This window comes from Pseudomonas thivervalensis, assembly GCF_001269655.1.
Lineage (GTDB): Bacteria > Pseudomonadota > Gammaproteobacteria > Pseudomonadales > Pseudomonadaceae > Aquipseudomonas > Aquipseudomonas thivervalensis.
Map to the genome: position 1 here is coordinate 140,194 of NZ_LHVE01000012.1, position 24,539 is coordinate 164,732.

Here is a 24,539-nt window from a genome sequence, read left to right on the forward strand (position 1 = left end):
AAATCCCCTTGTGGGAGCGAGCCTGCTCGCGATAGCGGTCTATCAGTCACATATATATTGAATGTGCTGCCGTCATCGCGAGCAGGCTCGCTCCCACAAGGGAACGTGCGTAGGCAATAAGGAAGTGTGTCAAATCAGGAGACGCCACCCCGGCGTCGCAGTGGAACAACAAAAACAATCACTGTGAGGGATACCGCTATGTCCGAACATGTTCAGCCCCTGGAAGCCACGCGCAGCGCCGGCACCAGCCAGGAAACCCAGAAAGTCATCTTCGCCTCGTCCCTGGGGACGGTGTTCGAGTGGTATGACTTTTTCCTCTACGGCGCCCTGGCGGCGGTGATCAGCAAGCAGTTCTTTGCCGGGGTCAACGACACCACCGCGTTCATCTTCGCCCTGATGGCGTTCGCCGCCGGTTTCATCGTGCGGCCGTTCGGGGCGCTGGTGTTCGGTCGGTTGGGGGACATGATCGGGCGCAAGTACACGTTCCTCGCCACCATCGTGCTCATGGGCCTGGCGACGTTCTGCGTCGGCCTGCTGCCCAACTACGCCAGCATCGGCATCGCCGCGCCGATCATCCTGGTGGTGTTGCGCATGCTTCAGGGCCTGGCCTTGGGCGGTGAGTACGGTGGTGCGGCGACTTATGTGGCCGAGCACGCACCAATGGGCAAGCGCGGTTTTCATACCAGCTGGATTCAGTCCACGGCCACCCTCGGGCTGCTGCTGTCGCTGCTGGTGGTCCTGGGCTGTCGCTACTTCACCGGCGATCAGTTCGAAGTCTGGGGCTGGCGCATTCCGTTCCTGCTGTCGATCCTGCTGCTGGGCATCTCCACCTGGATTCGCCTGAGCCTGCATGAGTCACCGGCCTTCCTGAAAATGAAAGAGGAAGGCAAGTGCTGCAAGGCGCCGATCCGCGAATCCTTCGGCAAATGGGAAAACCTCAAGGTGGTGCTGATCGCCCTGTTCAGCATCAACGCCGGCCAAGCGGTGACCTTCTATGCCGCACAGTTCTACGTGCTGTTTTTCCTCACCCAATTCCTCAAGATGGACCCTGCCCTCGCCAACAGCCTGCTGATTGTCAGCGTGGTGATCGGCGCACCGTTCTTTATCTTTTTTGGCTGGCTATCGGACAAGGTCGGGCGCAAACCGGTGTTGATGATCGGCCTGCTGCTGGCGACGGCCCTGTATTTTCCGATCTTCAAGACCTTGGCCCACTATGCCAACCCGGCCATCGACCTGGCGAGCCGCCAGGCGCCGATCACCGTGGTCGCCGACCCGGCCACCTGCACCTTCCAGTTCGACCCGGTGGGCAAGGCGCGTTTCGACAGCCCCTGCGACAAGGCCAAGACTTTCCTGGTCAAGCAAGGCCTGCCCTACAGCAGCGTCGCGGCCCCGGCTGGCAGCACCGTGCAGATCAGCGTCGGCGACGTGAAACTCGAAGGCTACGACGAGGCCGCCCTGCGCGGTGCCGTGACCCTGGCCGGCTACCCGCAAAAGGCCGATGCGCAGCAAATCAACCGGCCAATGATCGTGGCCTTGATCGTGGCGCTGATCATCATCTCGGCGATGTGCTACGGACCGCTGGCGGCGTTGATGGTCGAACTGTTCCCGACCCGGATCCGCTACACCTCCATGTCCCTGCCCTACCACATCGGCAACGGTTGGTTCGGCGGTTTCCTGCCCACCGTGTCGTTCGCCCTGGTGGTCTACACCGGGGATATTTTCTACGGGCTGTGGTACCCGGTGGTGATCACCGGGGTGAGCCTGGTGGTGGGCATGATCTGCCTGCGGGAAACCAAGAACGTGGACCTGGATACCAACTGAGGGCAGAACCGTGGCGAGGGCACTGGCGCCCTCGCCACCGCCTCAGAAGCGCGCCTTCATCGTCATGGTGAAGTTGCGCGGCTCACCGTAATAGTTACCGAAGCCCTCGGTCCCGATGGTGGTGTAGTAGCGCTTGTCGAACAGGTTGTTGCCATTGAGGGCCACCGACCAGGTGTCATCGATGCGGTAGCCAACGCGGCCGTTCCACACCGCATAACCGGCCTGGGTGATCTTCTCCCCCGTCGCCGGCGATACGCGGAAATTGTCGCTTTGGGCATTGACCCCAGCGCCGACACTGAACCGTTCCAACGCCCCGCCGAGGGCATAGTCACCCCACAGGCGCAGCACATGGCGCGGCACGTAGCTGTTGAACGAGCCGCCGTTGAGGCTGGCATCAATGTCGTCGAGGGTCTTGGTCTGGGTGTAGGTGTAGCCGGCCAGCAGTTGCAAGCGCTCGATGACTTCACCGCTGATCTCGGCTTCGAAACCCTGGGCGCGCACCTTGCCGGCGTTCTCGTAGCAGTAGCCATCCGAGGACGCACAGCTGGAGTTGTAGTCAGTCTGGGCCTGGTCTTTCTGCACCGTGCGGAACAGGTTGAAGGCACTGTTCAGGCGTCCCTCGAACCACTCGCCCTTGATCCCCAGCTCGTAACTCTCGCCCACCAGGGGCTTGAGTGCCGAGCCGCTTTCGGAGCGATAGTTGCCCTGGGGCGTGAAGATGTCCGAATAGCTGGCATAGGCCGTCAGGTGTTCATTGAGGTCCAGCAAGACGGCGGCAAACGGCGTGACTTGGCCCGTCTCTGTGCTCTTGGCGTGCTCCGAACCGCCGGTGAGGAACTCCGAGTCGGTCTTGGAGCTGTACCAGCTCACCCGGCTGCCGACGACAAACGTCAACGGGTCCGCCAGTTTCAGCCGCAGCGTCGAATACATGCCTTGCTGCTCGGTCACGGTCTTGACCGGTCCACCGCGCGTCGAGTTTTCGATGAAGTAACTGTCGTCCGGCTCGGGAATATGCCGATCCGGATCGAACACATTCTGCTTCTGTGGCAGCAGTGCCACCGAGAAGAAGTCATCCTTGTCCGAGCGGCTGGCGTTGAAACCGACGATCAATTCATGTTGCTGCCCCAAGGCGTCGAACTTGCCGTCCAGGTAGGCGTCGAGTCCGTAATCGACCTGGTCGTAGTCATACATGCTGCCCAGCATATTGGTGGTCGAGGTGCCGGGCGCCACCGAGCCCGATGCAAACGCGTATTTGATGTCCTGGGTGTTTTTCGTATAGACCCCGGCGACCTTCACGGCCCAGTCGTCATTGATGTGATGGGCGATATCACCGAACAGCGTGGTGCGCTGGCTGCGCCAGGTGTTCCACGACGGGTCCAGGCAGGTGGAGCGGCTGAGTTTCAGATCGCTGCCGTCCCGGTTGCGCGGCAGCCCGCCCCAGCAGGGACTTGCATCGACGTCTTCATAGGCAATGCCCAGGCCGAGCGTCGTGTCGGGCGACAAATCGAAGTCCAGGGCGCCGTAGTAGATCTGGTCCTTGCGCCGGGCATCGTCGTAGAAATAATGCCGGCTCTGCTCGGCGATCACCGCCCTGCCCCGCACGGTGCCGGCATCATTCAACGGGCCACCGGTGTCGACCTGTCCGCGATAGTTGTCCCAGGTGCCACCGGACAGGCTGAGTTCGGTCTGCGCCGTGGCCTGGCCGCGTTTACGCACGAAATTGACGCCGCCGGATGTGCCGCCCGCTCCCTTCATCATCCCCGCGGCGCCGCGCAGCACTTCGACACGGTCGTAATAGGCCATGTCGCTGCTGAAACTGTCGGCCTGGACATAGCTGTTGCCCATGTCCAGCGGAACGCCGTCGTATTGATACTGGCCGGACATGCGGAACCCGCGGGAATAGAAATACTTGCCGCCCATGGTCGAGTCGTAGACGGTGATGCCGGGGGTCTTTTCCATGACCTGTTCGATGGTATTGAGGTTCTGGTCATCGAGCATCTTGCGGGTGATCACCGTCACCGACTGCGGCGTTTCGCGCAGGGAGTGCTCGCCCTTGCTGATGGTGACCGCCCCCGTCGTGTAGGAATTGCTCTGCTCGGTGGTCGCCCCGAGACGCTGTGCCTCGATACGGGTGGCGCCCAGCTCCATGACCGAACCGTTGACAGGTAGCCGGCGCAGCACGTACGTGCCGTTGGCCTGGGGCTCGGCTTGCAGGCCATTACCACCAAGAATGCGGGCAAAGCCGTCGCCGACGCCGAAAGAACCTTTCAGACCGGGCGATCGCAAACCTTCGAGTTGCCGGGCATCAAACGAAATGGCAACGCCGGCGGCGCTGGCGAAACGGGTCAGCACCTCCACCAGGCGTCCGGCACCGATATCGTAGGCCTGCACCGCGCGCTGCTGCGCCGCAGCCTCTGGAACCGGGTCGGCATACACGGCTGTGGCACCAGCGGTCGTGACCGCCAGCAAACCGATTTTCACTGCAAACACCAGACGGCCTGGCGCGCTCACCCACGTCATATTTCCCCTCCCCCAAACGGTCGATAAAAACTCACTGAGGAAGAGCCGAACGATGAGGATGAAAAGTGCAGGGGTTGGTTTTTTTATTGCGCAGCATCAACGCCGATCGCCACCGGCGACCTGGACCCAGAATCGGCTGTAGCGGGTCACCCGCAATGAGAAACCGCTTTCCAGCGCGGCCAGGGCGAGATCGGTGTTATCGACGGGAAACACACCGGACACCTGCAAGTCGCCAATCGCCGGATCCCAACGCAGCACACCGGGACGGTAGCGCGACAGTTCATCCAGCAGCGCCGCCAGGGGGCGGTCAATGGCGATGATGCTCCCCTTCTGCCATGCACCGACCGACACATCGTTGCCGCGCAGCGCCCCCAACGACCGCTCGTTGAAATCCAGGCGCTGGCCGGCTTCGACCCGCCTCCTTGCTCCAGTGGCTGGCAGGCTCACCTCGACCGCTTTCTCCAGCACCGCCACTTCGCCGCCCCGCGCCTGGCTACGGACAATGAAACGCGTGCCCAGGGCAAGCACCTCGGCCGGCCCCGTGACCACCTTGAACGGACGTCGCAGGGGATCGACCGCCGTCGTCACGAGCACTTCACCCCGCAACAGCTCCAGGCGCCGCTGCTGCCCATCGAAACGAATGTTGATCGAGGTATCGGTATTGAGCGTGAGCGTGCTGCCATCGGCCAATTGGAACTCGCGACGCTCGCCCACGGCGGTGCGGTAATCGCAAAACAGGTTCTGCGTAGCCTGGCTGCGCCAGCCCAGCCAGCCCAGGCCGCCAGCGGACGTCAGCAGCAAGGCGCTGCGCAACACCTGGCGCCGGGAGCGCTGGTGGGTGTCGCTCAAGGTCGGTGATGCCAGGCTGCCCGGCACACTCGCCATCTGCTCGGCCACCGCGGCCATGCGCTGCCAGGCCTGACTGTGCAATGGATCGGCGGCCAGCCAGGCGCGCCAATCGGCCCGGTCCGCGTCGGTCGTAATCCCGGAATTAAGCCGGGCGTACCACCGTGCCGCAACACGGATGGCTTTCAACTCCTCGGACGGCAGGTTCATGAAAGCTGCAATTGAATTTGCATCAGGCAGCAATGTTCCATGGCCTTGGCCATGTGGTTGTTGACCGTGCGGACGCTGACGCCCAGGCGCTCGGCAATTTGCGGGTAGGTCAGGCCATCGAACTGCGACAGGATGAACGCTTGCCGGACGCGCGGCCCCAACCCCAGGAGCAGACGGTCGATCTCCATCAGCGCCTGGAGCAGGATTGCCTGCTCTTCCAGCGATGGATGCTGCTCTTGCGGCATGGCGGCCAGGGCTTCGAGGTAGGATTGTTCCAGCGAGCGGCGGCGAAACAGGTCGATCAACAACCCTTTGGCGATCATCGACAGGTACGGTCGCGGCTCGCGGATATCCAGCGCGGTGCGCGCCTTGATGACCCGCACGAACGTATCCTGGGTCAGGTCGGCGGCATCGAACGTGTTGCCCAAGCGCTTGCGCAACCAGCCCTGGAGCCAACTGTGATGATCACTGTACAGAACGTCGACAGCACTGCGTAGGGACAGATCGTTGGCGGGCATGGCAATGGAATAATTCGCGACTGATAATGACTCGCATTGTCATGGAGCCCATCGCCGCTTGCAACCCAAACGTGCCCGGCCGCCTCCCCCCTCTGGCATCACTCAGTGGATGGCGTGATTTTTCACCGTGCTCTCCACCAGATCCAGCATCTGTCCCAGCGCCCAAGGTTTGGCGATGAACGCAGCGTGGTGCTTGATCCCGGCGCTTTCCGGCGTCTCGAAGCCGGACATGATCAACAGCGGAATCTGCGGCCAGCGATCTCCGGTCAGGTTGGCCAGCTCCGCTCCGTCGATCTTGCCGGGCATGGTGATGTCGGTGAGCAACAGGTCGACGTAGTGGGCGCTCTCTTCGAGGAATGTCAGCGCCGCATCGGCGCTCTCCCGAGGCTCCACGACGAACCCTTCTTCCTCAAGGATTTCACAGAGAAATTCCAGGATAGTTGGATCGTCTTCCACCACGAGAATCAAACGTGTAGTCGCCTGGCCGTTGCCATTTGGCATCGAATTCATGAAAGTGACTCTCCTTGACCTCATAAACCTTCTTTACGGTTTCAACCGCCTTGAAGTTATGAGCCATACCCCTGCGAGAAATTCATTCTGCGTGCCGACAGGCCGCCGAATGTCACGCCAGACACCCCTTGGCAACGCAGCGCAACGCTTTTATCTGTATATCCATACAGATAAAACTTGCCCTGGCGCCCATCCATGACCATGCTACAGCCCAAGAAATCTGCTCAGGAAAAGGGCGCTATGCAGCTGTACCTGTGTGAAAAGCCGTCCCAGGCCAAGGACATCGCCGCCGTGCTCGGTGCCACGCGCCGTGGCGACGGTTGCTGGCTGGGCCCTGGCGTCACGGTCACCTGGTGCATCGGCCACCTGCTGGAAACCGCCCCACCCGACGCCTACGACGCGCGCTACAAGCGCTGGGTCCTGGCCGACCTGCCTATCGTGCCGGCGCAATGGAAAATGACCGTCAAGCCGAAAACCGCCAGCCAGTACAAGGCGGTCAAACGCCTGTTGGGTGAAGCGAAGGAATTGGTGATCGCCACCGACGCCGACCGTGAAGGCGAAATGATCGCCCGGGAGCTGGTGGAACATTGCCGGTATCGCGGACCGATCCGGCGGCTATGGCTGTCGGCCCTGGACGAAGCGTCGATCCGCAAGGCCCTGGCCGCCCTCAAGCCGGGCGTCGAAACCTTCAACCTGTATCACTCGGCCCTGGGCCGCTCCCGGGCCGACTGGCTGATCGGCATGAACATGAGTCGCCTGTTCACCTTGCTGGGGCGCCAGTCCGGCTACCAGGGCGTGTTGCCGGTCGGTCGCGTGCAGACACCGACGCTGCGACTGGTGGTGGACCGCGACCGCAGCATCGCCAACTTCGTACCGGTCGCCTATTGGGCCATCGACGTGCAGCTCAGCCATGAAGGCACGGCGTTCACCGCCCAGTGGCGCGCCGACCCGGATGCCTGCGACGACCAGGAACGCTGCCTCAACCAGGCCCTGGCCCGGGACGCCGCCCAGGCCATGAGCAACGCCGCCACCGCCCGGACACTGAAGGTGCGTACCGAGCGCCTGCGCGAAGCGGCGCCGTTGCCCTTCGACCTGGGCACCCTGCAGGAAGTCTGCTCGAAGAAACTCGGCCTCGGCGCCCAGGAAACCCTGGACATTGCCCAGTCGCTCTACGAGACCTACAAGCTCATCACCTACCCGCGCAGCGATTGCGGTTTCCTGCCCTTGAGCCAGCACAGCGAAGCCCCGGCGATCCTGGCCGCCCTCGCCCAGGCCGACCCCAGCCTCGCGCCGCTGCGCGAGCATTTGCAGGCGCAGCGCAAGTCCCGGGCCTGGAACGACGCCAAGGTCAGCGCCCACCACGGCATCATTCCCACCGCCGCCAGGAACCTCGACAAACTCGCCGGCAAGCAGCGCGCGGTCTACACGCTGATTCGCGCACGCTACCTCGCGCAGTTCCTGCCCAACCACGAATACGACCGGACCCAGGCCGACTTCGACTGTGCTGGCCAGGCGTTGCGTGCCGTGGGCAAGCAGATCGTCGAACCCGGCTGGAAACGCGCCCTGCCCGAGGCACTGGCACCGGCCAGGGGCCGTGAAGCACCGGCGCCGCAGGTCCTGCCGGCACTGGCCGAAGGTCGCGATTGCGCAGTGGATGAGGTGAAACCCAAGGACCTCTGGACCCAGCCGCCCAAGCCCTTCACCGAAGGCGACCTGATCAAGGCGATGAAGAACGTCGCCAAGCTGGTGGAAGATCCGTTGCTCAAGCAGAAGCTCAAGGACACCACCGGCATCGGCACCGAAGCGACCCGGGCCTCGATCATCCAGGGGCTGCTCGACCGCGGTTACCTGGTGAAAAACGGCAAGGCCCTGTCCGCCACCCCGGCGGCCTTCAGCCTCATCGACGCCGTGCCCCGGGCCATCGCCGACCCGGGCACCACTGCCATCTGGGAACAGGCCCTGGACATGGTGCAGAGCGGGGAAATGAGCCTGGAAGAATTCGTCACCCGGCAAGCCGCCTGGATGAGCAAGCACGTCGCCCGCTGCCAGGGCATGAGCCTGACCATCAGCGGCCCGGCCAGCCCCGCCGGGCGCGGCGCCACGCCATGGAAGAACAAACGCAAGCCGACCAAGCGCAAGGCTGGTGGTGCACCACGCAAGGCGAGCAAGGCCAAGGCCACTTGAACAACGCCGATTCCAAGCGCTGCCTTTGTGGCGAGGGAGCTTGCTCCCGCTGGGTTGCGTAGCAACCCCAATGCAGGCGACTCGGTCAATTTGACTCATGCACCGCCAGGTTTTTAGGGCTGCTACGCAGCCCAGCGGGAGCAAGCTCCCTCGCCACGAGTGATCACTCGCAGCCGTTTTTCATACCCAAACCATTTTGTCCGACAATATGTAGTGAACAAAAATAATCACTACAAAACCGTTGACGCCTCCGATTTGCCCTTGCATGATGCAGACGTCTCCCCGATCGGGAGTACAGGCAACTGTTTGAGCAAGCTCGTCTGACCGCCGAGCTGTTTTTTGGATAAGGGACTGCCCACAAGGCAGATTGAAGGTGCTGACCTGGCATGACCGTCCGGTAACGAGGACGAGAAACGCTAGCGATCGATCCTCATGACGCGCGTGGTCGACCCTCGAAAGTTGACACTGCCTGAGATTCTTCGCTGTTTCTCTTCGTTGTAGCGCATTTGCGTAGCAGCCCTTCGATAACACTACACAACCGATGCACGACCCCGTCGAAGTCAGGCGGACGAACGCTGACGGCCTGGTTTCGGTAGCAGGCAGGCACTTACCGAGTAGCGAAGTTTTTTGCGAACCACCAGACAGATCAACCAAATGGTCAAGGGGCTTACACATGAATCTGAATAATCAACCATCTATTGATGAGCTGGCTCGCATGTTCGCGGCACACAAGGACACACTCGACAGCCATATCCTGTGGATCAGCAAGACTGGCCAGGTGCATATGGACTGCCTGTCGCCCTACACCCACGAAGACGAGTTCGAAAAGAACACGCAAGAGTTGTGCGCCCGGCTGAAGATGTACCGTCGCGGCCAGGGCTACGTGGGCAAGAAGGCGGCGGCTGACAAAGACTTCATGGGCCGCGTGCTGCAAACGCTGACCCAGGCCTGGCAGTCGCTGCAGAACACGTCCGAGGTCCGGGTCATCGACCGCCTCTGCTGAAATCCCCTAACAAAAGGGCCCGCGCCTGAATCAGGCGCGGGCCCTTTTTTGTGAGACGGGAAACTAGAACACCGACCAGCCGATCCGCTGGCTCATCATTTCCAGCGCCGCCATGCCAGCCAGGGAGTTGCCGGCGACGTTGAGTTCCGGCGACCAGACGCACACCGTGAACCGGCCCGGCACCACGGCGACAATCCCGCCCCCGACACCGCTCTTGCCCGGCAGGCCAACGCGATAAGCGAAGTTGCCGGCCTCGTCGTACAGGCCGCTGGTGGCCATGATGGAGTTGACCTGTTGGGTCTGCCGGGCACTGAGGATCTGTTCGCCGCTGTGTTTGCAGAACCCGTCGTTGGCCAGGAAGCAGAACGCCCGCGCCAGGTCGATGCAGCTCATCCGCAAGGCACAGTGGCTGAAATAACTGCGCAGCACCGCTTCCACGTCGTTGTGGAAGTTGCCGAACGATTGCATCAGGTACGCCATCGCCGCGTTGCGGGCACGGTGCTGGTATTCCGACTCGGCGACCTTGCCGTCCACCATCACCTGCGGGTTACCCGACAGACGGCGCACGAAATCACGCATCGACAGCGCCGGCGCGGCGAAACGCGACTGGTTGATATCGCAGATGACCAACGCACCGGCATTGATGAACGGGTTGCGTGGCCGACCGCGTTCGAATTCCAGTTGCACCAGGGAATTGAAAGGCTGGCCGGACGGCTCATGGCCCAGGCGCTCCCAGATCGCTTCGCCGGAATGCCCGATGGCCTGCACCAGGCTGAACACCTTGGAAATACTCTGCACCGAAAACGCGGTATCGGCGTCGCCAGCGCAATACAACTCGCCGTCATTGCCGTACACGGCAATGCCCAACTGGTTGGGCGCCACAGTGCCCAGGGCAGGAATGTAGTCGGCGACCTTGCCCTGACCGATCAGGGGGCGAACCGCATCGAGGATCTCGTTCAACAGTGCTTGCATATGCGCAGGGTCCAGTCATTCCCCGTTCGAGTGCGGGGATACAGACGCTAGACGCTGGTGGACGGGGTCAGAGCACACTGAGTTGCGAGGAAAAACCGTGGCGAGGGAGCTTGCTCCCGCAGGGCTGTGGTAGGAGCTGCCGAAGGCTGCGATCTTTTGATCTTGATCTTTCGCTTGAGATTCAAGTGTCTGGGAAAAGATCGCAGCCTCGTTGCACTCGTCAGCTCCTACACAGCTCCTACAACGCGCCCCAGCGGGAGCAAGCTCCCTCGCCACAACAGCCGTGTTCGCCGCAATGAATGCAAGCGTTTTCATGGGCGCTGGTCGCCAAATCGAGCGGTCTATAGTTCAAAGGATCAATCGGCAGGAGTAGACGATGCGTCAGATCATGCAAAAAGAACCCTGGTGGGCCTCGCCGCCCCAGCCCGGGCAGGATGAAAGCGAGCTGGAATGGGGCTGGCTGGTGATCTACAGCGAAGGCGAGCCGCGCTTCGAGTTCATCAAGGAACGCCCATCGGACGAGCAGATCCGCCATCGCAAGGGTTGTCGCGTCACCCTCGGGTCAGAATGAACCGGCCTGTCAAGGCTTGATGTCCGGCAGTGCCACCGCGCGATTGGCCAGGTCCGCTTCCACCAGGTTGCCTTTTATTTCGTCGTCCAGGTAATACACCGGCGCCATCACCCCGCTGAGGGGATGCTTGAGCGATTTGAACCACGCCTCGTCGAAGGCGGCGCTCAGGCTTTTGCGGATCTGCGCCTCCATTTCCGGCCGCTCGCCCTCGTGGATAATCGCGCGAATGCCCGCCACGCCCACCGAGATCAGCGCCCCGGCCGCCTTCCCGGCCACGGCCGCCGCCGCACCGGTCGCCCCACGCGTGGCGAATTGGGCCTCGATTTTTTCGCTGGTGCGTTGCGCCACCGTGGCGATCACCGCCTCCGATGGCCCCGCCCCCGTGGTTGCAGCCTTATTGACGTAGTCGATCAGGGCCGCATAGGCCGGCAGCGTGTTCAGCGGTTCGGTGTGAACGATCTCGTACAGCGAAGCGTCACGCGCCGCCGGCGGGCCCAGGCGGATGGCCGGGATGCCGTGCAGGCGTCGATTCATCAGTTCGTTCGGGATTCCATGTCGCTGGGCGATGACCTTGACCTGCTGGTCGAGCAGGCGCAGGTAATGACCCGTCGCGTTGGCCCTGATCGCCTCGGGATCGATTTCCACCGACACCGGCTCCAGCACCTGCTCGCGATATTGTTCTTGCAGGTAGACCGCCAGGCGCTTGGCCGAGGAGTCCGCCTCGCCCTCGGCACTGGCGGCATACCAGCTGACCTTCACCGCCAGCCATTCCTGGGTCCAATAGCTGCTGAACCAAGGGATGAATTCAGCCTCGGTGCGTTCATAGACCAACACGCGCCAATGCTCCATCGACCCGCGGGCATAGACTGCCGCCTGTTCAAGAGCGTTTTTTGACGCTGCGATGATCTGCTGGTCCGCCTGCCGCCAAGTCTCCTGGGCGATCACCACCGTGGCGACCGGTTGCCCGCGCTGTGGCGTGGCGCACCCCGCCAGAACGAGCACAACGGCCAATATCAGCGAACGCAGCACAGTCGCGCCACCCCGGATTCCTGCCATCCATGGGGTTGAGTATAGGTCGCCTAGCTCCCGCAGTTTTCGCGGGTGTTCAAGCAATCGGCATCCACCCCAGATACGCTGTCTCAAGCAATCGGTATGTCACCACCAATCCCTGTGGGAGCGAGCTTGCTCGCTCCCACAGGGATTTCGGGTCTCTCAGAACCGGGTGAAATGCTCGAATTGCCAATCATCGGCCGCTGCGTCCCCTGAAGCGTTGTGAAGAGCCCCCGTCGGTGTCCAATCGGTGCGTTTGCCCACCAACGTCCCCAGGTAAGGTCGGGCGACGTCCAGCACACGTTCGTAATCCATTTGTTCCGGCTCGACGATGCCACGATCCGGATGTTCGATGGCCCAGACGATTCCCGCCATGACGCCCGCCGCCACTTGCAGGCTGGTGGCATTATTGAAGGGCACCAGGGCCCTCGCCTCGTCAATGCTCAGCACCGAGCCGAACCAGTAGGCGTTCATGTCATGGCCCATCAGCAACACCCCCAGTGCATCCACCCCGCCGGGGTCGATTTCGCCGTTGAGAATCCGCTGCCGGGCCTGGGGTTTCCAGCCGCGGCCGATCAGTTCATGGACTGACAGCCAGGCATCGTTGCAGGGGTGATAGGCGTAATGCAGGGTGGGTCGGTAAACCAACTTGCGCTGCTCCTTCACGGTCAGCAAATCGGCGGTCGAAGCGGTTTCGTGGTGAGTGATCATCAGCCCCAGGCATGGCCCGCCCACGGGCGTCCAGGTCTTGATCAAGACACTGGCGCTCGGGCGTTCCAGATAGATCGCGTTGCGGCTACCGAAACGATGGCGCCGCGCAGCGGATGGCCAAGTCCGTTCATGGGTACCCCAACCCAACTTGGCCGGCTGGCTGCCTTCGCTGATGAGCCCCTCCACCGACCAGGTGTTGACGAACTCATCGTCTTCCTTGGGACGCTGGGAGCGTTGGCTGTCACGTTCGGCGAAATGAATGACCTTGATCCTCATGTCCATGCATAGCCTGGCCCAGTCGACCCCGCCCCGCTGTTGTGGCAGCGGCTGCTTCAATTGCATCGCCAACTCAACCAATCCGGCTTTGAGCAAATGGGTGATCAAACCGGGATTCGCGCCATGGGCCACCACCGCCGTAGGGCCTTTACCCAACCTTTTTTGCAGGTCCAGCACCTGATAGCGCAAGGCGTAATTGGTGCGATGGGAAAGGTCCAGGTGCGGATCGTCGTAGCCTCCGGCCCACGGCTCGACGCAGGTATCGAGGTACAGCGCGCCTTTCTCGAAAGCGTACGCCATAAGCTCCAGGGAGCTGACCTCGACGGACAGGTTGACGATGAAATCACCACGTTTGACGACGCGATCCAGGGTTTGTGCATAGGTTTGTCGGGTCAAGGCTTTGCGAACGAAGCGGATCCCTCGCTCCTTGAACCAGATGTTCTGGTCGATCACCGGTGCGATGACGGTGATCTGCTTGACCACAACGTGATCCTGCCTCAGCAACAAGGGCAACGTGGCCCGGGCGATGGAGCCGAAGCCGATGAAGACCAGATGGCCGGTGAACGGGACCTGACGTTCCATGTGCCACCTCCTTGGGAAGGGTGTACTGCGCATGAAATAACCGAACGGCGACCGAGGCTACTGTCGATGTTGACAGGTGCGGCGCAAGTCGCCCTGCGCCGCCCCTGGGTCCACCTACGAAGTGCCCAGCCCGCCGGACAGATCCGTGCCGGAATGAGCCCGTCCGTTGGCTGGCGTGACGCTTGGCTCGTCACGATGCTCAGTGGTCTTGCTCACCGTATCACGCACCGTTTCATAGCCCTCCCGCGCCGTGCGCTTGACCTTGTCGGTCAGGTCGGCGCTGGTCTTGCCCATCACTCGCTGTTCGCTGGAGGACGTGGGTAACGCCGCACCCAGCATGGCCCCCAGGGCGATGCCAGCGGCGGCCATCATCAACGGTTGCTCCTTGAACAAACGGCTGAACTCATCGCCCAGATGCTGCGACCCCTGGGTCACGCGCTCGCCCGCCTGGTGAGCGCTGTGCCGGGCATGCCGGGCGCTGGCGCCCACGTCGTCCGCCAGGTGCGCGGCTTTGTCCTTGAGGTGGTGAAAGCCTTCGCGCAACGAATCGCTGCTGCTGTGCAGATGCTCCCGGGCGCTGTCCAGGCCGCCGGCAAGCCCTTCGCTCCAGCCGCTGGAATCCTGGTCCGGACCGACGCGATAACCGACCCGCGGCGGATGGTTCTGGCCGAGCATCAGCCAGCACAGGCCGACCGTGGTCAGCACGGTCGGCACCGGGTTGTTGCGCACGGTGGTGCCCAGGTTGGTGAAGAACGCCGAACCGTTTCCCTTGGCAAGGCTCAAGGCTTGGTCGAGCATCTGCCCCGGTGTGAACTTGCTGCCCAAGGCATCGACGATATGGCTGATGTGCGCCCTTTGCTCATCGATCTCGCGCTCGATGGCTTCCGGGCTCTTTTCGGATTCAGTCTTGAATTCATCCTTCATGGGGCATTCCTCCGCAGGGCTTGCTGGTCTTTGTTCAGCGCATCGAGCGTTCGGTCAGGCTTGAAGTGAGACGGTTCGAACTGTTTCTTGCCCGACTGCACCATGACGAATCCGATGATCATGACCACGACGCCGACGATCAACGCGGCCAACCAGGGCGCCATCATCGTACTCAGGCCATACACCACCGCCATCAGCAGGATGATGAAGCCGGCCATCAGCACCATGGCGCCACCGGCCACCCCGGCGATACCCGCCTTGAGGGTGTTGAGGCTGGCCTGGAACTCAGCCTTGGCCAACGCCAGCTCCTTGGTAAACAGCGAGGGGACTTCGTGGGTCAACTGCTTCAACAACCCCACCACGGAGGCGTCATTATCGGACGCCGAGGCGCCGGCGGTACGCTGGATATCGGGGTCTGGTCGGTTCATCACAACTCTCCTCTGATATTGGCCGAGCCGGGCAGCGAGCCCGTGGCGGCGTCACTGGGATGATCCTGCGCGCTGGGCGAGGTTGGGGTGATACCTGTAGCCATGCCGCTGGCAGCCCCGGCACCGGGACCGATGGGATCGGGCACTTGGTCGAAGGGACGGTGCGCGGCAAAGCCACCGGCCGGCGGGTGGGAATGGCCGGCTGCCGGATCCTCGGTTTCGCTGGCGATGGATGAACTGCCAGCCTTCAAGAAGCGTGAAAGGCCAAAGCCCACCGCGACGCTGCCGGCCATGAACAGCCCTGGGTTATCCCGGGCCAGCCGGGCACCGTCGTGCAGCAACTGTTCGGCGCTCATGTGGCGTAATTTGTTGGCAAGGCCGGTCATCGAATCCGCCATGTCCGCCATGTAATGGGACAGGCCAAGGGGGTCGCTGGCTTCAAGCTCCGAGCCGGCCGACTTGGCCCCTCGCGCCAGCGCATCGATCTGGTCGGCGGCGGTATCGCGGTATTGGCCGAAATGTGCATCGGCCTGTTCGCGAGCGCTGCCGATGGCATCGTTCATTCGCGCCTTGATGTCATCGGGTCGGGTATCGCGTGATTGATCGGGGTTGTTGTCCGGGATAGTCATGTCTGTCCATCGCCTCCGTGATGAAAAACTCAACGACAGGCATCGCTGAAGCGACGCCTGGATCAGTACCTCTCAGAACAAGTGACGGAGCGTGCTGCGGGCTAGTTCCAACGAGTTGGCGTCTCGGACGCTGTGTGGTCGTCGGGGGCCGCTTGATGGTTTTTTACGGCAAAAAAATGGGCACTGGTGTCAACACCAATGCCCGATACACAAGGAACCCGTGGCGAGGGAGCTTGCTCCCGCTGGGGTGCGAAGCAGCCCCAATAATTTCTGTGTTCAAACCAAAAAACCGGGACTGCTGCGCAGTCCAGCGGGAGCAAGCTCCCTCGCCACAAAAACACTCTGTTCACCTCAAAAGTCCATCAACACACTGCTTAGGTCAGGACTCCATCGTCGCCGCCTGGTTGCCACCCTGCTCGGCAATCTTCGAGAGTTTCTCGTCGGTGGCTTTTTCTTCCTTGAGGGTTGCCAGCAGCAGGCCGACCACTTCATCGCCCAGGTTCAAGTGCTTGGCCATGGCGATCAAGGTGCCGTAACTGGCGATTTCGTAGTGCTCGACTTTCTGTGCCGCGCCGATCAGCCCCGCATCGAGCACCGCGCCTTTTTCGATTTCCTCGATCAGTTCCTTGGACTCTTCTACCAGCCCTTCCATGGCGATGCACTTCATGCGCTTGAGCTTGATACCCGCCACTTCGACGAGCGTGTCGATGCGTTCGATCTGCCCCTGGGTTTCTTCCAGGTGATCATTGAAGGCTTGTGCGAGCAAGGGGTTGGTGGTGGCCCGGGCCATGCGCGGCAGGGCACGGGTGATCTGTTTTTCAGCGCTGTACACGTCGGACAGTTCGTGAATGAACAGGTCTGTTACGGTTTTTCTGGCCATCTCAATCATCCTCTGGTCAAAAAAGCCACGCCGCTTGGCGAGCCTCGAAAGGTTGATGGGGTGAAGCCGCAGAGGCGGCTTCACCTGTCATCAACACTGACCCAGGGAAAATTTCGGATGTTCCAGAAATTTGCCGAAACGTTGACAGAGGGTATCGGGGAGTCCCTCAACCCAACGCCGTGTCGAGAAACATCATCACCGCAAACCCCATCATCAAGCCGAGGGTGGCCGGGGTTTCATGACCGTTGCGATGGGTCTCGGGGATCACCTCGTGGGAGACCACGAAGATCATCGCCCCCGCCGCCAGCCCCAGGCTGATGGGGTACGCGACGGCCACGCCCGACGACATGCCCAGGCCGATCACCGACCCCAGGGGCTCCATCAGCCCCGAACCGACCGCGATGAGCGCGGCACGCAAAGTGCTGATGCCAGTGACGCGCAGCGCCATGGCAATGGCCAGGCCCTCGGGGATGTCCTGGATGGCAATGGCGGTGGTCAGGGGCAAACCGACCTTGAAATCGCCGTCGGCAAAACTGACGCCGATGGCCATGCCTTCCGGCAAGTTGTGCAAGGTGATGGCAAGCACGAACAACCAGACGCGATTGATACGCTCGGCCTGGGGACCACGCCGGCCGCTGAGCTCGTGTTCGTGTGGCACGAAGCGGTCCAGGCCGATCATCAGGGCGACGCCCAGGCCCAAGCCGATCACGACGACAACCGCGGCGAGCAACTGGTTGCCACAGATAATCTGTGCCGCTTCGATGCCCGGCAGGATCAACGAGAAGGAACTGGCGGCGAGCATCATGCCGGCGGCAAACCCCAACATGATGTCCTGGGTACGCGAGGAGATATCCCGCAGCACCACCGCCATCAACGCCCCCAGGGCGGTGGCGGCAAAACCCGATGTACCGCCCAACACCGCGTAACCGAGGTTTTGACGATTGGCGCCCACCAAGGCGTTGTAGCCACTGTAGAGCAACAACGCGGCCACCAACGCCAGCCCGAGCCAGAACGTCAGACCCAGCAGCAGATTCTCTTGCACGGGGTTCAGCCAGGTGCGCCAGGGCGATCGAATCCGGGAGGTGGGCTGGTCCATCGAATGTCCTTACGGGTCTTGGCCGTGGCGTGGCTCGGAATAACAGGCGAGGGAGTCGCCTCCCTCGCCATTTCTTTACAGTTTGTCACCTTGCATCCCCGAACCCAAGTCGGCGCCTGTGGTGGGGTTGCTTTCAGGGTTGGACATCGTCCGTGCCTTCATGTCCATCAACAGTGCTTCATCTTTTTCGCTCAATTGCACACTGGCCAGGCCATCGCCACCGTCGACCGCAGGCGTTGGGTTTTCGACGAACTCCCAATCGTCGCCCTGGTTCCATGGGCCACGCACGGTAGGTTCACCTTGGGACATGTTGAAGTACACATTGGTGAACTCCGGCATGCCGGGTAATTTACCTTGTGGGAAGTTGGGCTGGATGGCATGCAAGGCTTTTTCGAACGACAACTGATGCGCGATTTCACGGGTCATCAAAAAGCCCAGCGCTTCCTTTACCCCCGGGTCGTCAGTGACATTCATCAATCGCTCATAGACAATTTTGGCCCGGGCTTCGGCGGCGATGTTGGAACGCATGTCCGCCGTCGGCTCGCCGATCGTGTCTACATAAGCGGCAGTCCACGGCACCCCGGCGGAGTTGGTCAATGGCGACCCGGCACCGTACAGGAGGCTGGTGATGTGAGAGTCGTTACCGGCACCGTTGATGTCGCGGTACAGTTGGCCCTCTTTTTCCACCCCTTCGGCCATCTTGCCCTTGGCGCCCTTGTTCAACATCACGATGATCGAGCCGATTACTTCCAGATGGCTGAGCTCTTCGGTGGCGATGTCCATCAGCAAATCCTTGCGGCCTGGATCGTCCTCGGACAAGGCTTGGGTGAAATAACGTGACGCCGCCGCCAACTCCCCCTGGGCCCCGCCGAACTGCTCCAGCAGCAGGTTGGCGAGACCAGGATTAGGCTCAGCGACACGCACGGTGTATTGCAGTCGTTTGTTATGTAGAAACATGATTGAACTCCTCGTTCAGGACACACTTCATGAGCACGCTGCCGACGGCAGGCCCATGAAAATCTGAAGAAGTTAAACGAATAAAATTTAGTTTTTATTCAAGACAGAAGACGAGTGGTTAATTGCAACTCAGGCATACTTGCTTATTTATTCAATCGTCAATACCGCAGCGAAGCCGGGTATGACTTTCAATATCAAGGCCGGAACAGGTCCCATGCCAACGGCACGGGACCTGCGAGACCACGGGACATTACGATTTACGACCGCCACCGTGGCTGTTTTCACCGCCTTTACGGCCAGCTTCGGAGGCCTTCTCCCGATCGTTGGCAAAGTTGCCACCCGACGCCTGGCCACCTTTGCGGCCGGCTTCCGAAGCCCGCTCAGGGTCGTTGGCAAAATTACCACCCGAGGCTTGCCCGCCTTTGCGGCCGGCCTCTGCGGCGCGTTCCGGGTCGTTGGCAAAGTTGCCGCCCGATACATGCCCCCCCTTGCGACCAGCCTCCGCTGCACGCTCTGGATCGTTGGCAAAATTGCCGCCCGACGCCTGGCCGCCTTTCTTGCCGGCTTCCGAAGCTTTCTCACGATCGTTAGCGAAATTGCCAGGGTTGTTATTACCTGTGTTAGCCATTTCATTCACCTCGTTAGTTGATGTCAACGAACCTGTTGGCTCGTCTTATTCGGAAAATTTAACGCCGCCAAGGTTTTAAAAAAGAGCTGCAGACGGCGACGAACGGTCAACAGCTTTATTTATATCCCACTGCCCGGCATTTATTGCGCCAGCCTATTAAAAAGGCGGCGATTGATTAACAGCGTTAAATACTGGAACTTCGCCCAGCGAAAAAACCTGTGGGAGCGAGCTTGCTGGCGATGACGGTGTTTCAGTCATATCAATGCAGGCTGATCCGACGCCATCGCGAGCAAGCTCGCTCCCACAATTACGCCGCTTCAACATTAAAAACAGTGCGTGTCTTTCCACGCCGTCCGCCAAAGGCCGGGTAGCGCCGGCACCCCAATGCACCGGTCTCGTCACCCTGGCCTCGCGCCGTTCCAGGAAGCCAAAACTCGCGGGCTGCCGGTGTTGTCTTGCACCACCGCACTGACCGGCTTGCGGTGTCCGGGTACCCTGTCGCCGATACCCGGATTCAAGAATGCTCAGGGTGAAATCGGGTCGCTGGCTGGGAAGGTTTCTTCCAGCGCTTCATCCAGTTGGTTATTGGTAATGTCCCTCTCGCCGACCTTGCCACTGCGTTCGCAATGACAATCCGCCGCCGGACACGGCTCGCCATCAGGGTGTTGTTCCGCGCAGGCCTGGCTGCAATAGGCCTCGCCGTCATGATTGAACACCCGCTCGGGATCTACCTCGCAATGGCAGCCGGGGCAGCCACATCGCAGTTCGCTCATGTTCCTCCTCCTGGGTCCGGGGTCATCAGGATCCCAATTGAACCTCCAGGTTGGCCGCCGCGACGCCGTGCTTCGCTACATACACTTCGTCGGCCCAACCTTTGGTCAGGTTGCGATAAATCTGCGTGCCAAGAGCCGTTGCGCTGTCCCATCCCATGACATCGCCGATGTCCACGTCATTGGCGGGGCCCAGTTCAAGCACTGTGTGGCCCTCCTCTTCCGACACGTAGACGCCCACCCTGGCACTCTGTCGATTGATGACTCTTACCTCACCGGTGGTCTGGGTCATACCGGTCCTCTTTCTTTTGACGGCAGGTTTGGCGCGACTGGGCCGCGCCTCACAGGTCACCTCAGCGCTTGGCTTCGGTATGTGGGTTGGCCGAACGCTCCAGGAACGCTGCGGTAATCTGCGGCAAGTGGTCGCGCAACCAATCAGCCATGGCGATTTCCTGTGGCAGGATCTGTTCGCAGGCCTGTTGTGTCTCCACATCACCGGCCACTTTCGCCGCCTCGATCAAGACGGTGTAAGACGCGATTTCGAGGTTTTCGAAGACATAGCCGCTCATGGCGCCCTTGACCACTTCGTCGCTCATTGCCATCCCGCCCATCGCTTGACCGAAGGCCATCAGCTTGCCGGCCATGTCCTTGAGCATCGACGGGCTACCGCCCAGGCGCCGGATGCATTGTTCCACCAGCTTCTGCTGGCCGAGTGTTTCCTCCAGATGCTGTTCGATCCGGGTCTTGAGCACTGGGTAATGCTCAAGGCGTTCGGCCTGGGCCTTGAGCATTTTTTCCGCTTGCTGTTCCATGGCATGGGCATCGTTGAGCCAGTCCAGCAGGTTCTCTTTAGGGGTTGCCATTTCCTTCTCCTTAGCCGTGGTCGCTACTGCAGCGCAGCGCGACGGTTCTGAAGTACCGCACATAAAAGTGGATATCGCGGCACTGGGGAAAGTTTGAACAAACCCGCCCCCAGGGCGACGAAAGGCGTCGGCTCGAGCCGAGTGCTAATCTCAACGGTCCAAGGCCAGCGCAGACACCTCCCATGCCCGAAGACTTTCACCAAGAACCCATCGATCAGTTGCTGGCGCACATGGCCGGGCGCCGTTTCCTGGTGCTCACCGGTGCCGGCATCAGCACCCCTTCGGGCATCCCCGATTACCGCGACAGCGACGGGGTGCGGCGGGGTCGGCAACCGATGATGTACCAGGAATTCCTCGCCCAGGCCGAGGCACGACGGCGCTATTGGGCCAGGGCAATGCTGGGCTGGCCACGGGTGCGACAGGCCAGGCCGAACGCAGCTCATGAAGCCTTGGCCGAGTTGCAGGCGCGGCAAGGCATCAGCGGCCTGATTACCCAGAATGTCGATACCCTGCATGACCAGGCGGGCAGCCAGGATGTCATCGAATTGCACGGCAGCCTGCACCGCGTGCTGTGCCTGGATTGCGGCCAGCGCAGCGAGCGACAGCGGATTCAACAATTGATGGAAGCTGAAAACCCTTACCTGGCCGGTGTCGATGCGGTGCAGGCACCCGATGGCGACACCTTGCTGGATCCGGCGTTCGAGGCGCGCTTCCAGGTGCCCCGTTGCCCCCACTGCGACGGCGAGCGATTGAAGCCCGACGTGGTATTTTTCGGCGAGAACGTCGCCCCCCTCACCGCGACTCGCGCCCTTCAAGCCGTCGAGCAAGCGGACGGCCTGCTGGTGGTGGGCTCGTCGCTGATGGCGTATTCGGCGTTTCGCCTGTGCCGGGCCATCAAGGACCAGGGCAAGCCGCTGCTGGCGATCAACCGAGGCAAGACCCGGGCCGATGAGTTGCTGGACCTCAAGCTGGAAGAGCCGTGTGAACAGCTGTTGCCACTGCTGGCACAACACCCGCTATAGCCACACCACCACTCTCCCACAGGGGGGATGGGTGGTTAGCGTACGGCCAGATCCTGATCCCTCAGCGTATCGAACAACGCCTGCGCCGCCGCCGACAGCTCATGCCCCGGCTTGGTCAGCACACCGATAGCCCGTTCGATCACCGGGTCGCTCAAGGTGATGCAGCGGGCGCCCAGCTCATGCATCTGCCCGACGCACAGCGCCGGCACGGCACTCACGCCCAGGCCGCTGGCAACCATCCGTCCGACGGTCGCCAACTGGTGGCTCTCGAACTCCACGGGCAGTCTCATGCCACGGGCCTGCAGATGCTCTTCCAGCATGACCCGCACGGTGGAGGGTCGTTGCAGGGTGATGAACGGTTGCTCCAGCAACGCCTGCCAACCGATTTCGCCGAGCTGGGCCAAGGGCGAATCCAACGGCACCACCGCGACGAAGCGATCGAGATACAAGGGGGTGAACGCCAATGACGAACCCTGCATCGGCTCGAACGCCACACCCAGTTCGACATGACGGTCACGGACCATTTCCAGCACCTGTTCATTGATCACGTCGTTGACCGTGACGTTGACATTCGGATAGCGGGCGCGGAAGGTCTTGAGGATTGGCGGCAACAGGTTGCCGGCAAACGACGGCATCGCTGCCAGCGTCACGCGACCGCGCTGCAAGGTGAAACGCTGGCGCATTTCGTCCTCGGCGTTGTCCCAGTCGGCCACCAGCCGGCGGGCCAATGGCAGCAAGGATTCGCCTTCGGGGGTCAGCGCCACGTTCCGGGTATTGCGGCTGAACAGGCGGCCACCGAGGCCTTCTTCCAGGGCCTTGATGGTCAGGCTAAGGGCCGACTGGGACAGGTGCAGCCGCTCGCCGGCCACGGCGAAGCTCAGGCTCTGGGCCACCGCGAGAAAGGCGCGGATTTGCTTGAGGGTCATGGGCGTTTGGTGTCCGGTTGCGTAGGAGCTGCCGAAGGCTGCGATCTTTTGATCTTTCGCTTGAGACTCAAGCGTCTTTGGAAAGATCGCAGCCTCGTTGCACTCGACAGCTCCTACAGAGGAGTCAATTATTGAGCTTTATCAATTAATCAAACCTAAAAATCAACTTAACAAATATATGACTTGGCGCAACACTGCATTCCATTGCGACTCCATCAAGAATAAAAGAGGTGTCTATGGCAGGTTTCGACAAACGCGTGAGCTCGTATGAGGAAGCGCTGGAAGGCTTGAAGGACGGCATGACCGTCATCGCCGGCGGCTTCGGGCTGTGCGGTATCCCGGAAAACCTGATCGCCGAGATCAAGCGCAAGGGCATCCGCGACCTCACCGTGGTCTCCAACAACTGCGGCGTCGACGGTTTCGGCCTCGGCGTGCTGCTGGAAGACCGGCAGATTCGCAAGGTGGTCGCCTCCTATGTGGGCGAAAATGCCCTCTTCGAGAAGCAACTGCTGAGCGGTGAAATCGAAGTCGTGCTCACCCCCCAAGGCACCCTCGCCGAAAAAATGCGCGCCGGTGGCGCAGGCATCCCGGCATTCTTCACCGCCACCGGCGTCGGCACGCCCGTGGCCGAAGGCAAGGAAGTGCGTGAGTTCCATGGCCGCCAGTACCTGATGGAAGAATCCATCACCGGCGACTTCGCCATCGTCAAAGGCTGGAAGGCCGACCATTTCGGCAACGTGGTCTATCGCCACACCGCCCAGAACTTCAACCCGCTGGCCGCCACGGCCGGCAAGATCACCGTGGTGGAAGTCGAAGAAATCGTCGAACCCGGCGAGCTGGACCCGACGCAGATCCACACCCCTGGCATCTACGTCGACCGGGTCATTTGCGGCACGTTCGAAAAACGCATCGAACAGCGCACCGTGCGCAAGTGATCCCCTGCCCCCGGCCCGAATGAAGGAATAACACCATGGCACTTTCCCGCGAACAAATGGCTCAACGCGTCGCCCGCGAAATGCAGGACGGCTACTACGTGAACCTCGGCATCGGCATTCCGACCCTGGTCGCCAACTACATTCCCGAAGGCATGGAAGTCATGCTGCAATCGGAAAACGGCCTGCTCGGCATGGGCGCGTTTCCCACCGAAGCGGAAGTCGACGCCGACATGATCAACGCCGGCAAGCAGACGGTCACCGCGCGCATTGGCGCCTCGATCTTCTCTTCCGCCGAATCGTTTGCCATGATCCGTGGCGGCCACATCGACCTGACCGTGCTCGGCGCGTTCGAGGTGGATGTCGAAGGCAACATCGCCTCGTGGATGATCCCCGGCAAGCTGGTCAAGGGCATGGGTGGCGCGATGGACCTGGTGGCCGGCGCCGAGAACATCATTGTCACGATGACCCATGCGTCCAAGGACGGCGAGTCGAAACTGCTGCCCCGTTGCAGCCTGCCGCTGACCGGCGCCGGTTGCATCAAGCGTGTGCTGACCGACCTGGCCTACCTGGAAATCCAGGACGGCGCCTTTATTCTCAAGGAACGTGCCCCGGGCGTCAGCGTCGAGGAAATCGTCGCCAAGACCGCCGGCAAGCTGATCGTGCCGGACCACGTGCCTGAAATGCAGTTCGCTGCCCAGTGAGGAGAG

General features: G+C 61.5%; 25 protein-coding genes. 7 read left to right on the forward strand and 18 right to left on the reverse strand.

Features of this window, described 5'->3' with window-relative positions; all coding sequences use genetic code 11:
• Positions 1 to 198: 198 nt before the first annotated feature.
• Positions 199 to 1,821 (forward strand): MFS transporter, encoded by a 1,623-nt coding sequence (locus AD659_RS16950; RefSeq protein WP_053123332.1) that lies wholly within the window; start codon positions 199 to 201, stop codon positions 1,819 to 1,821.
• Between the two features lie 42 nt (positions 1,822 to 1,863).
• On the opposite strand, the gene AD659_RS16955 is transcribed toward AD659_RS16950, so the two are convergent.
• The 4 genes from AD659_RS16955 to AD659_RS16970 all read right to left on the reverse strand — a co-directional run bounded on the left by AD659_RS16955 (position 1,864) and on the right by AD659_RS16970 (position 6,425).
• On the reverse strand, positions 1,864 to 4,341 hold the full coding sequence (locus AD659_RS16955; protein WP_053123334.1) for a TonB-dependent siderophore receptor: 2,478 nt from the start codon (positions 4,339 to 4,341) through the stop codon (positions 1,864 to 1,866).
• A 96-nt stretch (positions 4,342 to 4,437) separates the two neighbouring features.
• Positions 4,438 to 5,397 carry a FecR domain-containing protein gene (locus tag AD659_RS16960; protein ID WP_053123336.1) on the reverse strand — a complete coding sequence of 320 codons (960 nt, stop codon included), beginning with the start codon at positions 5,395 to 5,397 and terminating at the stop codon, positions 4,438 to 4,440.
• A complete protein-coding gene (locus AD659_RS16965; RefSeq protein ID WP_053123338.1) occupies positions 5,394 to 5,915 on the reverse strand; it encodes a sigma-70 family RNA polymerase sigma factor in 522 nt (173 codons plus the stop codon). Before AD659_RS16965 ends, AD659_RS16960 begins: the two co-directional genes overlap by 4 nt.
• A gap of 102 nt (positions 5,916 to 6,017) precedes the next feature.
• Positions 6,018 to 6,425 carry a response regulator gene (locus tag AD659_RS16970; RefSeq protein ID WP_053123340.1) on the reverse strand — a complete coding sequence of 136 codons (408 nt, stop codon included), beginning with the start codon at positions 6,423 to 6,425 and terminating at the stop codon, positions 6,018 to 6,020.
• Positions 6,426 to 6,665: 240 nt separating this feature from the next.
• Here AD659_RS16970 and AD659_RS16975 point away from each other — a divergent pair, with 240 nt between their 5' ends.
• Together AD659_RS16975 and AD659_RS16980 are read left to right on the forward strand one after the other, a co-directional pair.
• Positions 6,666 to 8,609, forward strand: a complete 1,944-nt coding sequence (locus AD659_RS16975; protein WP_053123342.1) for a DNA topoisomerase III — start codon at positions 6,666 to 6,668, stop codon at positions 8,607 to 8,609.
• 673 nt (positions 8,610 to 9,282) lie between these two features.
• The gene (locus AD659_RS16980; RefSeq protein ID WP_053123344.1) at positions 9,283 to 9,612 is read left to right on the forward strand and encodes a hypothetical protein; all 330 of its coding nucleotides are present in this window, start codon (positions 9,283 to 9,285) and stop codon (positions 9,610 to 9,612) included.
• A 63-nt stretch (positions 9,613 to 9,675) separates the two neighbouring features.
• Here AD659_RS16980 and glsB read toward each other — a convergent pair whose 3' ends face one another.
• A complete protein-coding gene (gene glsB / locus AD659_RS16985; protein ID WP_053123346.1) occupies positions 9,676 to 10,584 on the reverse strand; it encodes a glutaminase B in 909 nt (302 codons plus the stop codon).
• Between the two features lie 376 nt (positions 10,585 to 10,960).
• On the opposite strand from glsB, the gene AD659_RS16990 reads away from it, so the two are divergent.
• Positions 10,961 to 11,155 carry a hypothetical protein gene (locus AD659_RS16990; protein WP_053123348.1) on the forward strand — a complete coding sequence of 65 codons (195 nt, stop codon included), beginning with the start codon at positions 10,961 to 10,963 and terminating at the stop codon, positions 11,153 to 11,155.
• 9 nt (positions 11,156 to 11,164) lie between these two features.
• On the opposite strand, the gene AD659_RS16995 is transcribed toward AD659_RS16990, so the two are convergent.
• The 12 genes from AD659_RS16995 to AD659_RS17050 all read right to left on the reverse strand — a co-directional run bounded on the left by AD659_RS16995 (position 11,165) and on the right by AD659_RS17050 (position 20,949).
• Positions 11,165 to 12,184, reverse strand: a complete 1,020-nt coding sequence (locus AD659_RS16995; protein WP_053123350.1) for a hypothetical protein — start codon at positions 12,182 to 12,184, stop codon at positions 11,165 to 11,167.
• 183 nt (positions 12,185 to 12,367) lie between these two features.
• A complete protein-coding gene (locus AD659_RS17000) occupies positions 12,368 to 13,774 on the reverse strand; it encodes a saccharopine dehydrogenase NADP-binding domain-containing protein (RefSeq protein ID WP_053123352.1) in 1,407 nt (468 codons plus the stop codon).
• Positions 13,775 to 13,888: 114 nt separating this feature from the next.
• Complete coding sequence (locus tag AD659_RS17005) at positions 13,889 to 14,698, reverse strand: DUF3618 domain-containing protein (protein ID WP_053123354.1); 810 nt, start codon at positions 14,696 to 14,698, stop codon at positions 13,889 to 13,891.
• Entirely contained in the window at positions 14,695 to 15,126 is a 432-nt protein-coding gene (locus AD659_RS17010) for a phage holin family protein (RefSeq protein ID WP_053123355.1), read from the reverse strand. The genes AD659_RS17005 and AD659_RS17010 overlap by 4 nt, the downstream gene beginning before the upstream one ends.
• The gene (locus AD659_RS17015) at positions 15,126 to 15,755 is read right to left on the reverse strand and encodes a hypothetical protein (RefSeq protein ID WP_053123357.1); all 630 of its coding nucleotides are present in this window, start codon (positions 15,753 to 15,755) and stop codon (positions 15,126 to 15,128) included. The genes AD659_RS17010 and AD659_RS17015 overlap by 1 nt, the downstream gene beginning before the upstream one ends.
• 379 nt (positions 15,756 to 16,134) lie before the next feature.
• Entirely contained in the window at positions 16,135 to 16,635 is a 501-nt protein-coding gene (locus AD659_RS17020) for a YciE/YciF ferroxidase family protein (RefSeq protein WP_053123359.1), read from the reverse strand.
• 166 nt (positions 16,636 to 16,801) lie between these two features.
• Complete coding sequence (locus AD659_RS17025) at positions 16,802 to 17,731, reverse strand: ZIP family metal transporter (RefSeq protein WP_053123361.1); 930 nt, start codon at positions 17,729 to 17,731, stop codon at positions 16,802 to 16,804.
• Positions 17,732 to 17,806: 75 nt separating this feature from the next.
• Entirely contained in the window at positions 17,807 to 18,688 is an 882-nt protein-coding gene (locus AD659_RS17030; RefSeq protein ID WP_053123363.1) for a manganese catalase family protein, read from the reverse strand.
• A gap of 250 nt (positions 18,689 to 18,938) precedes the next feature.
• Entirely contained in the window at positions 18,939 to 19,316 is a 378-nt protein-coding gene (locus AD659_RS17035; protein WP_053123365.1) for a con-10 family general stress protein, read from the reverse strand.
• A 524-nt stretch (positions 19,317 to 19,840) separates the two neighbouring features.
• Positions 19,841 to 20,089: a metallothionein gene (locus AD659_RS17040; protein ID WP_053123367.1), complete on the reverse strand. Its 249-nt coding sequence runs from the start codon at positions 20,087 to 20,089 to the stop codon at positions 19,841 to 19,843.
• A gap of 25 nt (positions 20,090 to 20,114) precedes the next feature.
• Complete coding sequence (locus tag AD659_RS17045) at positions 20,115 to 20,378, reverse strand: hypothetical protein (protein ID WP_053123369.1); 264 nt, start codon at positions 20,376 to 20,378, stop codon at positions 20,115 to 20,117.
• Between the two features lie 61 nt (positions 20,379 to 20,439).
• Positions 20,440 to 20,949, reverse strand: coding sequence for a ferritin-like domain-containing protein (locus tag AD659_RS17050; RefSeq protein ID WP_053123371.1), 510 nt, complete (start codon positions 20,947 to 20,949; stop codon positions 20,440 to 20,442).
• Positions 20,950 to 21,131: 182 nt separating this feature from the next.
• On the opposite strand from AD659_RS17050, the gene AD659_RS17055 reads away from it, so the two are divergent.
• Positions 21,132 to 21,971: an NAD-dependent protein deacetylase gene (locus AD659_RS17055; protein WP_053123373.1), complete on the forward strand. Its 840-nt coding sequence runs from the start codon at positions 21,132 to 21,134 to the stop codon at positions 21,969 to 21,971.
• 35 nt (positions 21,972 to 22,006) lie between these two features.
• Here the strand turns inward: AD659_RS17055 and AD659_RS17060 are convergent, their stop codons facing one another.
• Positions 22,007 to 22,897, reverse strand: a complete 891-nt coding sequence (locus AD659_RS17060) for a LysR family transcriptional regulator (RefSeq protein ID WP_053123375.1) — start codon at positions 22,895 to 22,897, stop codon at positions 22,007 to 22,009.
• A gap of 236 nt (positions 22,898 to 23,133) precedes the next feature.
• On the opposite strand from AD659_RS17060, the gene AD659_RS17065 reads away from it, so the two are divergent.
• Together AD659_RS17065 and AD659_RS17070 are read left to right on the forward strand one after the other, a co-directional pair.
• Positions 23,134 to 23,832 carry a CoA transferase subunit A gene (locus AD659_RS17065; RefSeq protein WP_003180356.1) on the forward strand — a complete coding sequence of 233 codons (699 nt, stop codon included), beginning with the start codon at positions 23,134 to 23,136 and terminating at the stop codon, positions 23,830 to 23,832.
• Positions 23,833 to 23,867: 35 nt separating this feature from the next.
• Positions 23,868 to 24,533, forward strand: a complete 666-nt coding sequence (locus AD659_RS17070; protein WP_003180355.1) for a CoA transferase subunit B — start codon at positions 23,868 to 23,870, stop codon at positions 24,531 to 24,533.
• Positions 24,534 to 24,539 lie beyond the last annotated feature (6 nt).

What these genes read in the sequence shown, in the direction of transcription:
- AD659_RS16955 (WP_053123334.1), bottom strand. Translation starts at nt 4,341, where the DNA reads ATGACGTGGGTGAGCGCGCCAGGCCGTCTGGTGTTTGCAGTGAAAATC.
- AD659_RS17060 (WP_053123375.1), bottom strand. Translation starts at nt 22,897, where the DNA reads ATGACCCTCAAGCAAATCCGCGCCTTTCTCGCGGTGGCCCAGAGCCTG.
- AD659_RS17070 (WP_003180355.1), top strand. Translation starts at nt 23,868, where the DNA reads ATGGCACTTTCCCGCGAACAAATGGCTCAACGCGTCGCCCGCGAAATG.
- AD659_RS16975 (WP_053123342.1), top strand. Translation starts at nt 6,666, where the DNA reads ATGCAGCTGTACCTGTGTGAAAAGCCGTCCCAGGCCAAGGACATCGCC.
- AD659_RS17055 (WP_053123373.1), top strand. Translation starts at nt 21,132, where the DNA reads ATGCCCGAAGACTTTCACCAAGAACCCATCGATCAGTTGCTGGCGCAC.
- AD659_RS16960 (WP_053123336.1), bottom strand. Translation starts at nt 5,397, where the DNA reads ATGAACCTGCCGTCCGAGGAGTTGAAAGCCATCCGTGTTGCGGCACGG.
- AD659_RS16970 (WP_053123340.1), bottom strand. Translation starts at nt 6,425, where the DNA reads ATGAATTCGATGCCAAATGGCAACGGCCAGGCGACTACACGTTTGATT.
- AD659_RS17030 (WP_053123363.1), bottom strand. Translation starts at nt 18,688, where the DNA reads ATGTTTCTACATAACAAACGACTGCAATACACCGTGCGTGTCGCTGAG.
- AD659_RS17035 (WP_053123365.1), bottom strand. Translation starts at nt 19,316, where the DNA reads ATGGCTAACACAGGTAATAACAACCCTGGCAATTTCGCTAACGATCGT.
- AD659_RS16980 (WP_053123344.1), top strand. Translation starts at nt 9,283, where the DNA reads ATGAATCTGAATAATCAACCATCTATTGATGAGCTGGCTCGCATGTTC.
- AD659_RS17045 (WP_053123369.1), bottom strand. Translation starts at nt 20,378, where the DNA reads ATGACCCAGACCACCGGTGAGGTAAGAGTCATCAATCGACAGAGTGCC.
- AD659_RS16950 (WP_053123332.1), top strand. Translation starts at nt 199, where the DNA reads ATGTCCGAACATGTTCAGCCCCTGGAAGCCACGCGCAGCGCCGGCACC.
- AD659_RS17065 (WP_003180356.1), top strand. Translation starts at nt 23,134, where the DNA reads ATGGCAGGTTTCGACAAACGCGTGAGCTCGTATGAGGAAGCGCTGGAA.
- AD659_RS17025 (WP_053123361.1), bottom strand. Translation starts at nt 17,731, where the DNA reads ATGGACCAGCCCACCTCCCGGATTCGATCGCCCTGGCGCACCTGGCTG.
- AD659_RS16990 (WP_053123348.1), top strand. Translation starts at nt 10,961, where the DNA reads ATGCGTCAGATCATGCAAAAAGAACCCTGGTGGGCCTCGCCGCCCCAG.
- glsB (WP_053123346.1), bottom strand. Translation starts at nt 10,584, where the DNA reads ATGCAAGCACTGTTGAACGAGATCCTCGATGCGGTTCGCCCCCTGATC.
- AD659_RS17040 (WP_053123367.1), bottom strand. Translation starts at nt 20,089, where the DNA reads ATGAGCGAACTGCGATGTGGCTGCCCCGGCTGCCATTGCGAGGTAGAT.
- AD659_RS16965 (WP_053123338.1), bottom strand. Translation starts at nt 5,915, where the DNA reads ATGCCCGCCAACGATCTGTCCCTACGCAGTGCTGTCGACGTTCTGTAC.
- AD659_RS17020 (WP_053123359.1), bottom strand. Translation starts at nt 16,635, where the DNA reads ATGGCCAGAAAAACCGTAACAGACCTGTTCATTCACGAACTGTCCGAC.
- AD659_RS17050 (WP_053123371.1), bottom strand. Translation starts at nt 20,949, where the DNA reads ATGGCAACCCCTAAAGAGAACCTGCTGGACTGGCTCAACGATGCCCAT.
- AD659_RS17000 (WP_053123352.1), bottom strand. Translation starts at nt 13,774, where the DNA reads ATGGAACGTCAGGTCCCGTTCACCGGCCATCTGGTCTTCATCGGCTTC.
- AD659_RS17010 (WP_053123355.1), bottom strand. Translation starts at nt 15,126, where the DNA reads ATGAACCGACCAGACCCCGATATCCAGCGTACCGCCGGCGCCTCGGCG.
- AD659_RS17005 (WP_053123354.1), bottom strand. Translation starts at nt 14,698, where the DNA reads ATGAAGGATGAATTCAAGACTGAATCCGAAAAGAGCCCGGAAGCCATC.
- AD659_RS17015 (WP_053123357.1), bottom strand. Translation starts at nt 15,755, where the DNA reads ATGACTATCCCGGACAACAACCCCGATCAATCACGCGATACCCGACCC.